Raw genomic sequence first — 806 nt, forward strand, 5'->3', positions numbered from 1 at the left:
CGGGGTCGACGCGCTGCCGGCGGCGCGCGAGGCGAGCCTGCGGGACCGGCCGGGTGTCTACGCCGACTACGTGATCGGCGATTTCCTGCGCGACGACGGAACACTCCGCGAGGCGTTGCGCCCGTACGCGCTCGGGGGACTGGTGTCGGCGGGAGCGTTCGGCGGCACGCACGCGACACCGCGGGCGCTCACCAACGCCCTCGCGCTGCTGCCGCCCGGCGCACCCGTGGCCTTCACACTCGACGAACGGTGGATGGACGAGTCGGACCCGGAGGGCTTCGGCGCGGCGGTCGGGCGGCTGGTGGCCGACGGTGGTCTCGCGGTGCTGGAACGCACACGGTTCCAGCACCGGGTGACGACCACCGGGGAGCCGATCTTCTATGAGCTGGTCGTGGGCCGGACCGGGTGAGATGCCGAGGGCGCCGGCAGTTTGGCCAGCAGGCCCATGCGGGAGGTGATGCCCAGCTTGGTGTAGGCGTGGCTGAGGTGGAACTCGACCGTCTTGACGCTGAGTACCAGCTGGCCGGCGATCTGGCGGTTGGTCAGCCCGGACGTGGCCAGACGGGCGATCACCAGTTCCTGCGGGGTGAGGGGGGAGTCGGACACGATCGCCCCACCGCTGGCGGCCAGTTCACGCTCACAGAGAGCCGCACTCGGGGCGGCACCCAGCTCGGTGAAGGTGCGCAGCGCCCGGCGCAACTGCCCGGCGGCGTCGGTCCGCCTGCCCACGCGGCGCAGGAACGCGCCGTAGGCGAGGTGGACGCGGGCCCGGTTGAAGGGGTCCGGCACCTGTTCCGCGTGGCCCA

At 72.7% G+C, this 806-nt stretch carries 1 protein-coding gene and 1 pseudogene; one reads left to right on the top strand and one right to left on the bottom strand.

Going from position 1 to position 806, the window contains the following annotated elements:
- A pseudogene (locus R6V09_RS54200) lies at nt 1-409 on the top strand (hypothetical protein); the annotation flags it as partial.
- On the opposite strand, the gene R6V09_RS54205 reads toward R6V09_RS54200, so the two are convergent.
- On the bottom strand, nt 379-806 hold a 428-nt coding region (locus R6V09_RS54205), incomplete at its 5' end, for a helix-turn-helix domain-containing protein (protein WP_317888695.1). The pseudogene R6V09_RS54200 and the gene R6V09_RS54205 sit on opposite strands and share 31 nt — an antisense overlap.

Origin of the sequence: Streptomyces sp. W16, from assembly GCF_033194735.1 — a bacterium.
In the GTDB taxonomy this organism is placed as follows: Bacteria; Actinomycetota; Actinomycetes; order Streptomycetales; family Streptomycetaceae; genus Streptomyces.